The sequence below is a fragment of the Mycobacterium sp. genome, assembly GCF_032161845.1.
Classification (GTDB): domain Bacteria; phylum Actinomycetota; class Actinomycetes; order Mycobacteriales; family Mycobacteriaceae; genus Mycobacterium.
Genome location: NZ_JAVRQA010000388.1, coordinates 1 through 15013, shown reverse-complemented (window position 1 = coordinate 15013; position 15013 = coordinate 1). Strand labels below are relative to the sequence as shown.

Here is a 15013-nt window from a genome sequence, read left to right as displayed (position 1 = left end):
GTTCCTGACGGACCAACACCCGAGCTAGCCGTTCGCTGCTTACTGCGGTGGCCGGCCACCGAGGGTTCGGGTGATCTGTTCGGCGTAACCGACGAGCAGGTCGATCCATTCCTCGCACTGCTGTTGTGGCATGCGCAGCATCGGTCCGCTTATGGTCAAGGCGCCGAGAATGTCTCCAGCGGAGTCGAATACGGGGGCGGATAGTCCTGACGCGGAATCGTCGCGTTCCCCCGCGGTGATGGCGTAGCCGTCGGATCTGGTGCGTGCGATGAGGCTGCGCAACTCGTCGGCGCTGGTGACCGTTCGGCCGGCCAGCTGCTCGAGAGGTGCGCTCAACACGTTGTCGGCCAGGTCGGGTTTCCAGGCCAAGAGCACCCGCGACGCGGAGCCGACGTGCAGTGGAATTACCTTGCCGACGTACATGTCTCGGCGTAGTGCGTGTTGGGTCTGGGCGACTGCGATGCACACCCGAAAGTTCTGCTCGACGGTGAAGAAGCACGCGGTCTCGGTGGTCTTGTCTCGGATTTCCTTGAGGACCGGATTCACGACCGCGAGGACGTCGAGGTCCTTGCGTGCGGTTGCCGCCCAGTACGACATCCGAACTCCAATGCGGATGTGGTCGCCGACGCGGTCCAGCATCCCTTGGGCGGCCATGTTGCTGACCAGTCGTTGCACGGTGGAGGTGGGCAGCCCGGTCGCCTGCTGGATGTCTCCGAGGGTCATCGCCGGCCGTGCCAGGGTGAACGCATTGAGGATCTCGGTGATCTTGGTCAGCACGAGCAACGGCGATTGCTTGCCGGAGGAATCCGCCTCACCGTTTGCCATGCCCAAGAATCTACCGTGGTCGTGGTGTGTAGTTGGCCATGTCAGGCGCGATCACGGTTGTCATTGCCAGGCCTCGGGATTGATGCAGTGCGGCGGGAGATGTCCGGCCCGAATCGCAACGGCATTGCCGGCACAGAGTTCGGCCATGCGGTTGCGCACCTGCACTGTCGCGCTTCCCAGATGTGGCAGCAAGACCACGTTCGGCAGGTCGCTCAGGCCGGGGGTCAATTGCGGTTCGTGCTCGTAGACGTCGAGGCCGGCCGCGGCGAGCCTGCCGTCGCGTAGTGCTGACACCAGTGCGGCTTCGTCGACGACGGGGCCACGCGCGGTGTTGATCAGTGTCGCCGTTGGCTTCATCGCCGCCATGACGTCGCGGTCGATGAGGTGCCGGGTGCTCTCGGCCAGCGGGACGTGTACCGAGAGGAAGTCGCTGGTCTCGACCAATTCTGTCCACCCGAGCTGGCGTGCGGGGAATCCGAGCGCGGCTACGTCTGGTTCGTCGAGAGGTCGGCCGGCGGGCGGATGCGAACAGAACGTGACGTCCATCCCGAAGGCGGCGGCCCGCTTGGCGGTGGCCCGTGCGATGCGGCCAAACCCGGCGAGCCCGAGCGTCGCTCCTGAAACATCCTGTCCGAGGAGCAGTTCGGGCTTCCATCCGGTCCATTGCCCGGAGCGCGTGAACTGGTCGGCCTCGACGGCGCGGCGGGCGGTGGCCAGGATGAGCAGCATCGCCAGGTCGGCGGTGGCGTCGGTCAAGACCCCCGGCGTGTTGCCCACGACGATGTGGTTGCTGGTGGCCGCGGCCACGTCGATGTTGTCGTAGCCGACGGCGTAGTTGGAGATACCCGTTACCTTGGCCGCGGCCAGCAGGGCGGCATCGAATCGGTCGCTGAGTTGGGCGACCACGACGTCGAATTCACCTGAGCTGCAGGCAGCGGCGAGCTCGGCAGGTGTGAGGGCCTCGGCGGGAACGTGCACGTGCCCGGCGGCCTGCAGCATCGACATTCCGACCCGAGGTATCGGGTAGGTCACCAGAAAGGCACGGCTACTCGCCACGGCACGTTCCTGTCGGCTCGGCGTCTGGACCGAGGACCCAGGGGAATGCGGTGGCGGCCGAACGGGCACCTTGGGCCGCCTTCGAGCGGTTTGGTTCGCCGATCTCGGCGAGCAACGTCTCGGAGAGCGCCACGACCGCTCCCAGCGTCTTCGGCGTGAGCCAGTCGGGGCGCAGCGCGAACAGCAGGTCTTCGGTGGCGGTGTTGCCGCTGGCACCGGGCGCGAATGGGCAGCCGCCGAGACCACCGAGCGATCCGTCGACCATGGTGGCTCCCGCGTTGATCGCCGCGAGGGTATTCGCGACGCCGAGACCCCAGGTGTCGTGACCGTGAAACACCAAGCGCCGCTGCGGCTGTGCGGAGCGAAGCGCACTCACCAGGTCGGCGACCTGCGTCGGGATGGCCTGGCCGATGGTGTCGCACACCACGACGTGCTCGGCACCTTCGGTGCGTGGGTCGGCGGCGATCGCGAGGACTCGTTGCGGGTCGACGATCCCCTCGAAGGGGCAGGTGAAGGCCGTGGCGAAGCAGAGTTGGATCGACCCGCCGACCTCGCGCGCGATTCGAATGGCATTGGGCATCGCTGCCACGCTGGTCTCGGTGTCGCGACCGATGTTGGCCTTGTTGTGGGAGTTCGATGCCGAGAGGCAGTACTGGAAGTGGCGTGCTCCTGCTGCCGCGGCCTTCTCGACGTGGCGTGGGGTGGCCACCCAAACCCAGCACTTGTCCAGCTCGGCTGGTGTCAGTGCCGCGATGACGTCCAGGGTGTCCGCGAGCGGTGGGACGAGATCGGGTCTGGCCATCGACCCGATCTCCACGGTGGGCACGCCGAGTGCCAGCAGTTTGCGGATGACGTCCACCTTGAGGTCGGTGGGCATCATCTTGGCGGTCAGTTGTAGGCCGTCGCGCAGCGTGACGTCGCGCAACTCGGCCTGCGGGACGTATGGGCGAGGTTCTGTGGTGATCATGCGAGTGCCCCGATTTGGTCGTCGGTGAGGTGCAGCAGGTTCGACAGCACCTCGTGGGTGTGTTGGCCGAGGTCTGGTCCGACGGTGCGGATGGGAAGTGACGTGCCACCGATGACAGGAACGATGCCGGGGAAGCCGACCGATTTGGGCTCGGTCTCGCCGGTGTCGACGTCGAAGTGCTGGATCATGTTTCGCGCTTCGTACTGCGCGTCGCCACAGATGTCGGCCGCGGTGTAGATGGGCCCGGAGGGCACGCCGGCGTCGTCGAGGATCTTGAGTGCCTCGTCGCGGTCGAGTTGGCTCGACCACTGGCCTATCGCGGCATCGAGCTCGTCGCGGCGCTGCCACCGTCCGGCGTTGGTCTGCAGGCCGGGATCACGCGCGAGGTCGGACCGCCCGATGGTGGTCATGTAGCGCTGGTAGATGGCGTCGCCGTTGCCGGCCACGATGATGCTGTTGCCATCGGCGCAGGGGTAGGCGTTGCTGGGCGCGATGCCTTCCATTCGGCCGCCAACCCGCTCGCGTTTGATTCCGTACGCGAGGTAGTCCGGTACCAACGATTCCATCACCGCCAGGATCGACTCGTTGAGCGCGACGTCGATGATTCGCTGATCGAGCGGCACGGTCGTACGTTCCCGTTGGAACAGCGCCATGGCCGTTCCGAAGGCGGCATAGATGCCGGCGATCGAGTCGCCGATCGACACTCCCGTGCGCACCGGCGGGCGGTCGGGGTCGCCGACCAGTTCGCGCAGGCCGCCGAATGCTTCTGCGACGGCGGCGAATCCCGGTCGCTGAGACATCGGACCGGTCTGGCCGAACGCCGAGATGCGGGTGATCACCAGGTTCGGGTTGGCATCGTTGAGTACCGTCGGGCCGAGTCCCCACTTTTCGAGCGTCCCCGGGCGGAAGTTCTCCAGGACGACGTCGCAGTGCTGGACGAGGTCGAGCACGATCCTGCGGCCCTCGTCGGTCCTGAGGTCGAGCACGATCGATTTCTTGTTGCGGTTGATCGTGCGATAGAGCATCGAGGTGTCGCCGGAGTACAGCCGCCAGTTGCGCAATTCGTCGCCGGTGCCGGGTCGTTCGACCTTGATGACCTCGGCGCCGAAGTCGGCGAGCATCCGACCTGCCGTCGGAGCGGCGATGTAGTTGCCGAGTTCGAGGACGCGGACGCCGTCGAGTGGACGAATATCGTTGTGATCCATGGTGATTCCCTTAATCTGCGTCTCCAATCAGAACAACAGGCTGGCGGGCAGGATGAGCAGGATCGCCACCACGGAGGCCACCGACACTCCGACCGTGACGGTTTTCAGTGCTCCGCGGGTGGACTGCCCGAGCAGCGACTGCAGCAACCAGAAGGTGTTACTGGTGACGTGCACCGCGAAGAGTGAGCCCGCACCGGCGGCGAGCGCGACGAGCACCGGATCCAGCCCGAGCAACGGCACGACCGGCGCCAGAATGCCGGCTGAGGTGATCGCGGAGATGGTGACCGACCCGACCGCGACGTGCAAGGCGGCCGCGATGATCCAAACCATCAATAGTGGGGCGGCCGTGTTGGCGGTGAAGTATTCGCCAAGGATCTTCCCCAAGCCGGCGGCCTTGATGGTGGCGGCCAGGGATCCGCCGACGCCGGTCAGGATGAGGATCTGCCCGCTTTCCTTGAATCCGGTGGCGAAGGCCTTGTGGATCGGCTCTGCGCCAAGGGCGTAGCGCCCGACGAAGCTGGTGCCGATGAGGCCGATCAACAGCGCGATCACCGGCGATGACAAGAACGTGACGATGGGGTTGTGAATGTCGGCGGCGTCGAGGATCGCTCCGGTCGCGATCAGCAGCAGCGACGTCAGCATCGGGGCGAACAACAGGAGCAGCGAGGTATGCGCACGAGTCGCCGATGGTGTCTGCACGGCCACGCTGCCGCTGCCGGCTGCCGAGGCCGTGGTGCCCTGCGGCGAAGCGTCGTCGTCGGTCGACGGCTCGTCGATGGTGGGTTCCTCACCGAGGAAGGGTGATTCGTCGCGGTCGGCGTCCCACCAGCCGTGGTTGAACAGGAACGACATGATGGCCACCGAGATCGCCACCGTGGGAATGACGAGGCAGAAGCCGAACAGCAACATCTTGCCAAGGGGAACGCCGAGCAGCCCGGCCAACGCCAGGGATGCCACGCCCGGCACCATCAGGACGATGCCGCATTCCAGCGAGATGGCCATGGCCGTCGCGATTCGCGGAAGGCCGTTCTTGCCGATTCGCTTGGCGAGATTGCGGGCAAGTGGTGCACTGATGACGAGCAGCACGTCGAGAAAGATCGACTGCAACGCGGTCGCGATGGTCAGCGAGAGCGCGTAGGGCATGCGTTTCGGGCCGAATACTCGGAGCAGCATTTCGACCAGTCGCTGAATTGCGCCGGTTTGCTGCAGGATCGCTCCCATGAGCACGCCGAAGGCGATGAGCAGTCCGACGTCGGCCATGATCTCGCCGAAGCCTCCGGTGATCGCATCGATGGTTTCCTTGACGCCGAGGCCGACGGCGAGTCCGAGATAGGCGGATCCGACGACCAGCGCCACGACGGGGTTGAGCTTGAACCTCACGATCATCACCACCACGGCGAGGATCGCGACCGCGGTATTGACGACGACTGCGGTGTCTGACATGGGTGCACTCCCTTCTGAGACTGAATTCAATCCCGTGGGTCACATCACAGATGAGGTGCGGTGTGATTTACGGCTCACCCATATTATGAGCACACACCCACGATATAAGCAATGCCAGGACGCAGATGGATGCGGAGGCTGCGTTGAACGTGCGGATTCATGCCGGGCAAGGCCGGCGGGCCGAGCCGGGCTAGGTAGCCCGCGCGTCTTTAACGCACCAGGCGTGCGGCGATCCCGGCGTACATCTCGCCGAGTTTGGCTGCGTCGGAGTGTTTCTTGGAGGGGAACCATCGACAGACGTCGACGCACAGCGAGGAGATGGCCATCACGATCTCGTCGACCGTGTCGACGTGGAACTCGCCTGCCGCCACGCCGGCCGCGACGATCTCGGTGATGGCGGCGGTGACCTGGTGGCGCAGCGGCGCGATCTTGCGGTAGTGGGCCGGGGTCAAGCCGTGCAGTTCGTACTGCACCACGCGGGCCTGCTGGTGGTTCTCGGCATGCCAGGTCGCGAACGCGGAAACTACGGCCCGCAGTCGCTCGGTGGCACTCGCCGCGTTGTCGTCAGCTGCCTGTAACGCGGCCAGCAGACTGCTGTGGCCTTCCAGGGCGATGGCATAGAGCAGCTCCTCTTTGGAGCGGTAGTGCGGGTACATGGCCGTCGCGCTCATGTTGAGCCGTTTGGCGATCTGCCGGGTGGAGCTGCCGCCGTAGCCCGACTCTGCGAACGCCTCGATCGCGGCCCGTCGCATGCGTTCGGCCGCAGCCGAATCCGCCGCGCGCTCATTGGTCATGACGGTCGGTGATGCTACACCGCATTTGACATCGGCCGGGTGCGTCAGCATTATTAGCGAGTGCTCATAATATGAGCGATCGCTAATATCGTGTTCGATTCGAAAGGCTGCCCCCCATGGCCGAGTTCCTCTCGCGGCGTGACGTCGACTTCCTGCTCTACGAATGGCTCGACGTGGTCGAGCTGACCAAGAGCGATCACTTCGCGGAGCACTCTCGGGACACCTTCGACGCGGTGCTCGACCTTTCTGCCGATATCGCGACCAAATGCTTTGCGCCGCACAATAAGAAGGGCGACCAGAGCCATCCGTCGGTCGGTGCCGACGGCAAGGTCGTGCTGATCGACGAGATCAAGGACGCCCTCGACACCTTCAGCGGTGCCGGCTTGCTGGCCGGCCCGTTCGACGAGGCGGTCGGCGGAATGCAGTTGCCGACGGTGGTGGCGCAGGCGTCTATGGCGTTCTTCCGCGCGGCCAATCCCAGCACGACGTCGTACGCCTTCCTGACCATGGGCAACGCCAACCTGCTCGCCGAGTACGGCACCGAGGAACAGATCGACACCTGGGTTCGCCCGATGCTGGAGGGCCGCTACTTCGGCACCATGTGTCTGTCCGAGCCCGATGCCGGTTCGTCGCTCGCCGACATCACGACCAAGGCCGTCCCTGCCGCCGATGGCACGTATCGCATCACCGGCACCAAGATGTGGATCACCGGCGGTGACCACGAGCTGACCGAGAACATCGTGCATCTCGTGCTGGCGAAGGCGCCGGGCGGAGGACGGGGCGTGAAGGGCATCTCGCTGTTCATCGTGCCGAAGTTCCTGCCCGACGGCCGCCGCAACGACGTCGCCCTCGTCGGTCTCAATCACAAGATGGGCAACAACGCGACGACGAACGCGTTGCTCAACTTCGGTGACGGAACGTTCGAGGTCGGCGAAGAGTCCGGCGCCGTCGGCTATCTGGTCGGCGCGGAACACCAGGGCCTCGGCTACATGTTCCGCATGATGAACGAGGCTCGGATGGTGGTGGGGATGCAGGCGATGGCGACCGGTTATGCGGGCTATTTGGCGTCGCTGGCCTACGCCAAGGAGCGGACTCAGGGTCGGCCCGTCGATGCGAAGGATCCTGCCTTGCCGCCGGTGGCGCTGATCGAACACGCCGATGTGAAGCGGATGCTGTTGGCGCAGAAGTCCTACGTCGAGGGAGCGTTCGCACTCGGGTTGTATTGCGCGGTGCTCGTCGACGAGGAGCGCGTCGGTTCGGGCGCCGACCGCGACCGCGCACACTTGCTGCTGGAGGTATTGACGCCGATCGCCAAGAGTTGGCCCGCGCAGTGGTGCCTGGAGGCCAACAGCCTGGCCATCCAGGTGCACGGCGGGTACGGCTACACCAAGGAATTCGACGTCGAACAGTACTACCGCGACAACCGCCTGAACGCGATCCACGAAGGGACCCACGGCATCCACGGCCTGGACCTGCTGGGCCGCAAGGTGGTGATGCAGGACGGAGCTGGGCTCACCCTGCTGATCGAGCGGATCAATCAGACCATCGACGAGGCAATGGAGTCAGGCCATGCCGGGGCACACGCCGCTGACCTCCGCCAGGCCGTGCAACGTCTCGGTGAGGTCACTGAAATCCTCTGGGGCGCCGGCGATATCGCTACCACTCTGGCCAACTCGACGATCTACCTCGAGGCCACCGGCCATGTGGTGGTGGCGTGGATGTGGCTTGAGCAGCTGATCGCCGCCAGTGACCATCACGGCGACTTCTACGACGGTAAACGCGCTGCGGCGCAATACTTCTACGCTTACGAGCTGCCCAAAGTGGGCCCGCAGTTCGATCTGCTGGCGCGGCTGGATCGCATCACGGTCGAGGCGCAGGCGAGCTGGTTCTGAGCCACAGGAAATTCGGTTCGCCCGCCCCTCAGAGCGCTCGTAGGCCTTGCAGGGTCCTCCTCGTCAGCTCACGTCGTTCGTCGATCGTCGTCGACTCATCGAGGGTGGCGTGCACCCGCAGATAACCCTGCTTCACCAGGTCGCCGACCAGGACTCGTGTCACGCCGAGGGGCAGGGACAACCGAGCGGCGATCTCCGCGACCGACGGGCTGTGCGCGCACAGTGTCAGGATCTGGCCCCGCACATCGTTTCTCGACCAGCGCGGCGGCTTCGCCGAGGAATTGAGCACCTCCACCGGAGTCTCCAGGGCCAGGTCGACACCGGAGTAGGTACGGCCTGCCGTCAGCGTGTAGGGCCGGACGAGGCTCGATACTTCCGCCGTTTCGGGTTCCGAGAACCAGTCGCCGATCGGCTGATGCGCGTCGGTGTCCTTCTCGCCACCACGAGCCGGACCATTCGGCACGTTGCGGTTCTGCAAGAAGGACAGGGTCTGGTCGGCGTGCACCGATGCGCGCAACTCGCTGGAGACGACCTTCAATACGGTGCGGTCGGTGTCGATGACGAAGGTCGTCCGTCTGACCGGCAACAGCCGGGCCAGCAGGCCACGGCGCCGAGCGTGGCGGCTACGCCGGGTGTCTTCACGCCCTGCGACGGATCTACGCAACTTGGCGAGCCTGCCTCGGTGCACCCCGAACAGGTTGGACACCACGCCATCCACGTCCGACAGCAGCGGATAGTCGAACGACCGCTGTTGGGCGAAGTGGGCCTGCTTGGTCACGGTGTCGGTGCTGATGCCAACCCGCTGCGCGCCCACCGCGGCGAACTCGCTGCTCAGGTCCCGGAAATGACAAGCCTGGGCGGTACAGATCGGTGAGGACGCGATGGGGAAGAAGAACAGCACAACAGGCCCACCGGAAAGGAGCGCGGACAGTGTCCGAGGCCAACCGGCATGGTCATACAACGTGAAGTCAGGTGCCTTGTCACCCGCGATCATCGGCAAAGAGTAACGCGGGAAGCTCTGCGTGACCCGTGCCTCGGACGATTCGGTCATCGCCGCACACTGCTCGACGGCGGATGCTTCCAAGAGGCGGCAGGAACCACCGGGACTAGTTGAACGCTGCGACAGCTAAAAGGCGTTGTGCCACATGGTTTAACGCGTTTGCCGTAGATCCAAGAATCGCAGAGCCAAGCAGCTGTCTACCGGTGGGAACTCCGATTCGATCGGCCTCGTGCCGAGTCCCCGCCCCGCCGTTTGTGATCATTCCCGCCCGCCTTGATGGCCTTCGGGGCGGCGGCCTTTGCCGGAGTGGGCATGTGTTGCTGAGCCAGTGGGCGCGTGTGCTTACCCATCGACCGGGTCCTCTCGAGATCCTGCATGACGTTCCCCGACGGCTTGCCGATCCGCGCCACGGTGGCGACGGATGTCGTCGCTGGTGACAGCGTCGCGGCCGGCGGATTGTGGAGTGCTGCGGCGATGGCCGTGCCGGCAGTGCCGACTGCGTCGGCAACCACTCCGACAGCGGTGCCGAACCCCTTGAGCTCGGCCGCAGTTGCGGCCCCCAGAAGGGCCCCGCCGTTGCCGTCAGCCAAGAAATTCTGGACCGCGGGTACAACCCCAGCAAGGACGATGGGCGCACCCACCGCGCCGCCTACCGCCAGGCTGATGGCGACCCGAATCGCTTGCTGGGCGACGGTCGCCAGAATGCCGGGCGCGTTGGCCAGAATGCCTAGCCGGGGCGGGCCTGGGGTGACCGCTGGGGCTGGGATGTTGCCGAGCGCAGTGACGACTGAGTCCGCGATGACGGTGCCGGCTGCGGTCACCGCTGTCGCCGCGGTGTTGACCCCAGCGGCGAGCGCTTGGATGGGGTTGCCGGTCGCGGCGAGCTCCTGCGCTATGGCATCAGGGGTTTGGAACACGCCGGACAGGATGTCGTTGAACCCAGGGAAGATGACCGCTGCACCCACATTGATCACTCCGAGCACTGCAACCTGCAAGGCGCCCCGCGGCATGACGGTCGGCGTGGGGTTGGGCATGATCGGCAAGTTGAGCGCGGTGAAGGTGTCCTGGCGCGCGGTCTGGATAGCCGCGAGAATCGCGGGCAGTCCGCCCGTGGCGGCGGGAGGGATGTTGAGCAGGCCGATCACGCCGACTTCGAACGCGTTCAGGGCCCGTTGCGCCGGTATCTCACCGTCGACGAGGATGGCCTGCTGTGCGGCGGCGTTCGTCGGCCCGGTCACTGATGCGGCGGTGGCGCCGATCGCCTTCAACAGATCACCAGACTGAAATGCGGTGAGGAACGTGCCCGGTGCGGCGAGCGTCGTCACGATGGGCGTCACGCCAGTCTCGATGAGAAGCGGGCAAATGAGCGTGCAGTAGACGACCTGGTTGCCCAGGAAGCTGGTGACGAGCCCACCCGGCGGCACCGCCATGGCGGTGAGCCGGACATCGCGCGTCACGCTCGGCGTTGGCTGGGACCGAGCCACCCGAGCCGCCGGGGTGGTCGCCATGACGGCAATGCTCACGACCGCAATCGCCATGACTGCGACGCCTTGGCGTAGGTGGGTTGATATCCGCATGGCGGCCCCCTCGTATCGACTGCTCATAGACAGCACGGGGTGCGGGGGCAACTGGTTCAATCCTGCTGACGCGGCGTGGGCTGCGCTGCGGCACTTTGGGCCCCAACGGGGCACACGGCACGACGGCGAACTCGCTGCTCGACGGGTGTGCATCAACTGTTTGCCAAACACTCGTCTGAGATCTGCACTGCGCTTGGCGATCCGCCGTCCTAGCGAAGGGAAAGTTCGGTCGCACCAGGTGTTCGCTCGACGATCGCAACAAATTTAACGCAATCGCAAATTATTGTGGACGTCCACGCTTTAAAGTTCACTGCATAACTGGCCACCACGAAATCGATCGGACGGCACGATGACGCTAGAGAACCTGGCGGATCCCGCCACTGCGGACGGTCCCGAGCTGAAGCGAACCCTCGGCCAGTTCCAGGTATTCGCGATCTCGTTCGCTTTCATCTCGGTGGCGGTCGGCATCTTCGCGTCCTATGACAATCTGCTCGGCACCGCGGGGCCGGTCGGAATCTGGCTGTGGGTCATCGCCTCAGTCGGGCAGACCCTGGTGGCATTGGTGGTAGCCCAGTTCGCTGCCCGCATCGCGCTCAGTGGGTCGTCCTACCAATGGGCCTCCCGCCTGGCCAACCCGAAGATCGGCTGGATGTTTGGATGGCTCACCTTCTGGTACCTGGCCACCGGGGTGGTGGCGATGGACAACGCGCTGGCCAGCCAGGCGTTCATGCCACTGATCGGTATGCCGGAAAGCGAAGACGTCGCACGCACGATCACGGTGGTGATCTTGATCATTCAGGCGGTGCTGGTGATTGCGTCGACCCGCCTGCTCGGCCTGATCAGCTCCGCCGCGGTGGGACTCGAACTCGCCATCGTGATCGTGCTGGTGATCGCGTTGGTCGGGGTCATGCTGTTCACCGGCAGCGGCACCGTCGAGAACCTCACTTCGCGCGGAATCACCTCCAATGCGCCCGACTACTTCGGCCTTGGCGGCGGGTTGATGGCAGGGATGCTCATGGGCCTGCTCACACTCATCGGCTTCGACTCCGCAGCGAACCTCGCCGAGGAAGCCAAGGATCCGTTTCGCAGCGTCCCACGCGCGATCGTGTCATCGGTCGTGGCGGCAGCGGTGTTGGGGCTGGCGTTCCTGATCGCACTCACTCTGGCCATCAAGGACATCCCCGCGGTGAGTGCTAGCGGGTCGCCGGTGGCCGCGATCATCCGCGGTCAACTCGGACCGGTGGCCGAACGAATCTTGCTCGCGGGCTTGACGTTTGCGATGTTCGGTGCCGGCATGGTGGTGATGGCCGCCTGTGCACGGCAGGTGTTCGCGATGGCACGCGATCGGCGCTTCCCTGCGCACGAGCTGATGCGAAGGGTCAACCCGAAGACGCAGACACCCGTTTTCGCGACGATCCTGATCGTGGTCATCGGGGTCGTCTTGATGCTCGCGCTCCCCGGACAGGCACTGCTGCAGCTGATCTTGGGGGGGACGATTCTGCCTGCACTGATCTACGGTGCCATCGTGATCCTCTACCTCGTGGTGCGGAAACGGTTGGAGCACAAGGAGGGCGGGTTCTCCCTCGGTCGCTTCGACGTGCCGGTCGCGGTCGCCGCGTTGATCTGGGTGGTGGCCGCACTGGTCTTCCTCGTCACGCCCGGTGACGCCACCATTCCGACGTTGGTCGTCCTCGGCCTGATTCTGGCCGGCGGCGTGTACTTCGCGTACATGATGATCCTGCACCGCGAGGTGCTCGACACCGAGCCCGAGGGCGGTGACGCGGTCGCGGTTCCGCCCGCGGTGACGGCATGACGTCCACGAACATCCGACCGGCCGAGTTGACCGGTCGCGTCGTTTGTCCCGGCGACGTCGGCTATGCGAATGCGAGCGCAGGCTGGAACCTACTGTTCTCCCATCGTCCAAGCGTGATCGTGTTCGCCCAAGAGACCCAGGACGCCGTAAATGCCCTGGCCTGGGCGCGTCGGAACCGCGTTCCCGTTCGGATCCGCAGCGGAGGGCACTGTCTCGAAGGTTGGTCCAGCGTGGACGACGGGATCGTGATCGACGTCAGCGAGATGAAGTCGACCTCGATCGACCCGTCAGCGCGCACTGCCACCGTCGGCGCCGGACTCAACCAGCTGGAGGCCGTCGACGCGCTCGGGAAGGCCGGGTTCGCCGCACCGACGGGGACCGAGGGATCCGTCGGCCTGGTCGGCGCGACCCTTGGCGGTGGTTTCGGATTGCTCACCCGTCACCTGGGAATGGCGTCGGACAATCTGATCGGCGCGGAGATCGTCGTCGCCTCGGGAGTCGACGGCGCACGCGTCGTCATGGCTGACGAGAACGACAATGCAGACCTGCTGTGGGCACTACGCGGAGCCGGTAACGGCAACTTCGGCATCGTCACCTCATTGACCTACCGGGTTCATCCGCTTCCGCAGACCATCTACGTCACCGCGAAGTGGCCCGGCCTTGGCGACTTTCCCGCGGTGTTCGAGGCGTGGCAGCGTTGTGCACCGCATCTCGACGACCGGCTCACCAGCCAGCTCGAGATCCGCCGCGACGAGGTGCAGTTGGTCGGCGCTCTGGTATCTGGATCGGAGGCCGAGGCGATGAAACTGCTCGCACCGATCCTGTCGATCGGATCTCCCGACGTCTCGATGACGGACGCGAAATGGGCTGACGTCTACGCCGGATTCCAGATACCGACACCCGAGGAGCCCGAGAACTGGAAGTTCACCTCGCAGTTCGTCTACGACCCATTTCCCGCCGCAGCGATCGGTATCGTCTGCTCGTTCATGTCTCGTGCTCCCACGCCGGACTGCAACTACTTCACCAACGCCTTCGGCGGGGCGGTCACGGGGAGTGAGCCGACGGGCGGATCGGCGTTCGCCCACCGCAATGCGCTGTTCTACGCCGAGCCAGGTGCCGGATGGGGTCCTCGTCGTGGCGAGAGGTCGGCTGGATCGACCGGCGTCGATCCGCTGACTGCGCAATGCCGGGGCTGGATCGCCGATTTCAGCAAGGCGCTGGCTCCGTACGCAAACGGTGCTTACGTCAACGTCCCGAACGCGGGTCTCGCAGACTGGGAGACCGCCTATTGGGGGCCGAACGTCGACCGACTGCGCGCGGTCAAGGCCAAATACGACCCCGCCAATGTATTCAGCTTCGAACAGAGCATTCCACCGCTGGACGACCATCGCCGCGACTGACCGCGCACCCCTGAGGCGGATGTGGCTGACGGGACAGGAGTGTCTGTTTGCCAACGGTCGCCCGAGACTGGTTGTCGCATCTCGTTATTCGGCGGTTTGATCGATGACAGCGCAGGGTACCTGTTTGCCAGTAGAAGGAGCGGGGGAGGTGTGTGGTGGCAGCCAAAGTTTGCCCTGCCTGTGGCTACCCGACAATCGATGCGGTGATGTGCGCGGCCTGCCGTCCGGTCGCGATGTCTGGAAGCGCGTCGGGCGCGCGGGCGAGGCCGGTAGTCGAAGTACGTTCCATGACGTCGTTGCCTGCCTTCGATCTGGCAGCGGCGCACACCGCCTAACCACTCGCGAGCCCCCCGCATCACGCGTTTCTAAGTGATCGCTAAGGGTTTGTGCGCAGTAGCGGAGGGATACCCTAAGCGCCATGGATGCTCCCGGGCTTCTCGGTGGTCGCTATCAATTGAGCGGCGTCCTGGGGTTCGGCGGGATGGCAGAGGTACGTGATGGTTGGGACAACCATCTGAGCCGAGCTGTCGCCATCAAACTGCTGCATCCCGGCATGAGTTCGCACGCCGACATCTGCGAACGCTTCCAGATTGAGGCGCGTGCCGCCGCGGCCCTCAATCACCCCAACATCGTCGGCGTCTACGACTTCGGCGACCAGGACGGAATGCCGTTCATCGTCATGGAGCGCTTGCCGGGTGAGACGTTAGGCGACCGAATCGCTCTTGGGCCGTTGCCGGAGGGCTATGTGCACGCGGTGCTGCGGAGCGTGCTTGCCGCCCTCGCCGAGGCGCATCAGGCGGGGATGCTGCACCGCGACATCAAGCCGGGCAACATCCTTCTGACGGAATCCGGAGACGTGAAGGTCGCCGACTTCGGGATTGTGAAGGTCCCAGGGTCCGCGCCCACGACGACGGGCCAGATCATCGGGACACTGGCCTATCTGAGTCCCGACCGGATTGCCGGCGTACCCGCATCCGTGGCCGACGATCTCTACGCGGTCGGTGTGCTCGGCTACGAGGCACTGACGGCTCGCAAACCCTT

11 protein-coding genes and 2 pseudogenes are annotated in these 15013 nt (G+C 65.1%); 4 read left to right on the top strand and 9 right to left on the bottom strand.

What is annotated here, in order from left to right; all coding sequences use genetic code 11:
• Positions 1 to 39 precede the first annotated feature (39 nt).
• From QOD90_RS20830 to QOD90_RS20805, 6 genes are all read right to left on the bottom strand, one after another.
• Positions 40 to 825 (bottom strand): IclR family transcriptional regulator, encoded by a 786-nt coding sequence (locus QOD90_RS20830; protein ID WP_526352725.1) that lies wholly within the window; start codon positions 823 to 825, stop codon positions 40 to 42.
• Positions 826 to 885: 60 nt separating this feature from the next.
• Entirely contained in the window at positions 886 to 1881 is a 996-nt protein-coding gene (locus QOD90_RS20825) for a 2-hydroxyacid dehydrogenase (protein ID WP_526352724.1), read from the bottom strand.
• Complete coding sequence (locus tag QOD90_RS20820; protein WP_526352723.1) at positions 1871 to 2848, bottom strand: hydroxymethylglutaryl-CoA lyase; 978 nt, start codon at positions 2846 to 2848, stop codon at positions 1871 to 1873. The genes QOD90_RS20825 and QOD90_RS20820 overlap by 11 nt, the downstream gene beginning before the upstream one ends.
• On the bottom strand, positions 2845 to 4053 hold the full coding sequence (locus tag QOD90_RS20815; RefSeq protein ID WP_526352722.1) for a CaiB/BaiF CoA transferase family protein: 1209 nt from the start codon (positions 4051 to 4053) through the stop codon (positions 2845 to 2847). The genes QOD90_RS20820 and QOD90_RS20815 overlap by 4 nt, the downstream gene beginning before the upstream one ends.
• Positions 4054 to 4080: 27 nt before the next feature.
• Positions 4081 to 5496 carry a GntP family permease gene (locus QOD90_RS20810; protein WP_526352721.1) on the bottom strand — a complete coding sequence of 472 codons (1416 nt, stop codon included), beginning with the start codon at positions 5494 to 5496 and terminating at the stop codon, positions 4081 to 4083.
• A 209-nt stretch (positions 5497 to 5705) separates the two neighbouring features.
• Positions 5706 to 6290, bottom strand: coding sequence for a TetR/AcrR family transcriptional regulator (locus QOD90_RS20805; RefSeq protein WP_526352720.1), 585 nt, complete (start codon positions 6288 to 6290; stop codon positions 5706 to 5708).
• Between the two features lie 116 nt (positions 6291 to 6406).
• On the opposite strand from QOD90_RS20805, the gene QOD90_RS20800 reads away from it, so the two are divergent.
• A complete protein-coding gene (locus tag QOD90_RS20800) occupies positions 6407 to 8182 on the top strand; it encodes an acyl-CoA dehydrogenase C-terminal domain-containing protein (protein ID WP_526352719.1) in 1776 nt (591 codons plus the stop codon).
• 28 nt (positions 8183 to 8210) lie between these two features.
• Here QOD90_RS20800 and QOD90_RS20795 read toward each other — a convergent pair.
• From QOD90_RS20795 to QOD90_RS20785, 3 genes and pseudogenes are all read right to left on the bottom strand, one after another.
• Positions 8211 to 8546 (bottom strand): annotated as a pseudogene (locus tag QOD90_RS20795) (DUF742 domain-containing protein); the annotation flags it as partial.
• Positions 8547 to 8648: 102 nt separating this feature from the next.
• Positions 8649 to 9176 (bottom strand): annotated as a pseudogene (locus tag QOD90_RS20790) (peroxiredoxin); the annotation flags it as partial.
• A 203-nt stretch (positions 9177 to 9379) separates the two neighbouring features.
• A complete protein-coding gene (locus QOD90_RS20785) occupies positions 9380 to 10720 on the bottom strand; it encodes a hypothetical protein (RefSeq protein ID WP_526352718.1) in 1341 nt (446 codons plus the stop codon).
• Between the two features lie 388 nt (positions 10721 to 11108).
• Between QOD90_RS20785 and QOD90_RS20780 the strand changes: the two genes are divergently transcribed.
• The 3 genes from QOD90_RS20780 to QOD90_RS20770 form a co-directional block, all read left to right on the top strand.
• Entirely contained in the window at positions 11109 to 12572 is a 1464-nt protein-coding gene (locus QOD90_RS20780) for an amino acid permease (protein WP_526352717.1), read from the top strand.
• Positions 12569 to 13972 (top strand): FAD-binding oxidoreductase, encoded by a 1404-nt coding sequence (locus tag QOD90_RS20775; protein ID WP_526352716.1) that lies wholly within the window; start codon positions 12569 to 12571, stop codon positions 13970 to 13972. The genes QOD90_RS20780 and QOD90_RS20775 overlap by 4 nt, the downstream gene beginning before the upstream one ends.
• A 418-nt stretch (positions 13973 to 14390) precedes the next feature.
• A partial coding sequence (locus QOD90_RS20770) for a serine/threonine-protein kinase (protein ID WP_526352715.1) occupies positions 14391 to 15013 on the top strand: 623 nt, incomplete at its 3' end.

What these genes read in the sequence shown, in the direction of transcription:
- QOD90_RS20775 (WP_526352716.1), top strand. Translation starts at nt 12,569, where the DNA reads ATGACGTCCACGAACATCCGACCGGCCGAGTTGACCGGTCGCGTCGTT.
- QOD90_RS20785 (WP_526352718.1), bottom strand. Translation starts at nt 10,720, where the DNA reads ATGGCGATTGCGGTCGTGAGCATTGCCGTCATGGCGACCACCCCGGCG.
- QOD90_RS20815 (WP_526352722.1), bottom strand. Translation starts at nt 4,053, where the DNA reads ATGGATCACAACGATATTCGTCCACTCGACGGCGTCCGCGTCCTCGAA.
- QOD90_RS20780 (WP_526352717.1), top strand. Translation starts at nt 11,109, where the DNA reads ATGACGCTAGAGAACCTGGCGGATCCCGCCACTGCGGACGGTCCCGAG.
- QOD90_RS20820 (WP_526352723.1), bottom strand. Translation starts at nt 2,848, where the DNA reads ATGATCACCACAGAACCTCGCCCATACGTCCCGCAGGCCGAGTTGCGC.
- QOD90_RS20810 (WP_526352721.1), bottom strand. Translation starts at nt 5,496, where the DNA reads ATGTCAGACACCGCAGTCGTCGTCAATACCGCGGTCGCGATCCTCGCC.
- QOD90_RS20800 (WP_526352719.1), top strand. Translation starts at nt 6,407, where the DNA reads ATGGCCGAGTTCCTCTCGCGGCGTGACGTCGACTTCCTGCTCTACGAA.
- QOD90_RS20805 (WP_526352720.1), bottom strand. Translation starts at nt 6,290, where the DNA reads ATGACCAATGAGCGCGCGGCGGATTCGGCTGCGGCCGAACGCATGCGA.
- QOD90_RS20830 (WP_526352725.1), bottom strand. Translation starts at nt 825, where the DNA reads ATGGCAAACGGTGAGGCGGATTCCTCCGGCAAGCAATCGCCGTTGCTC.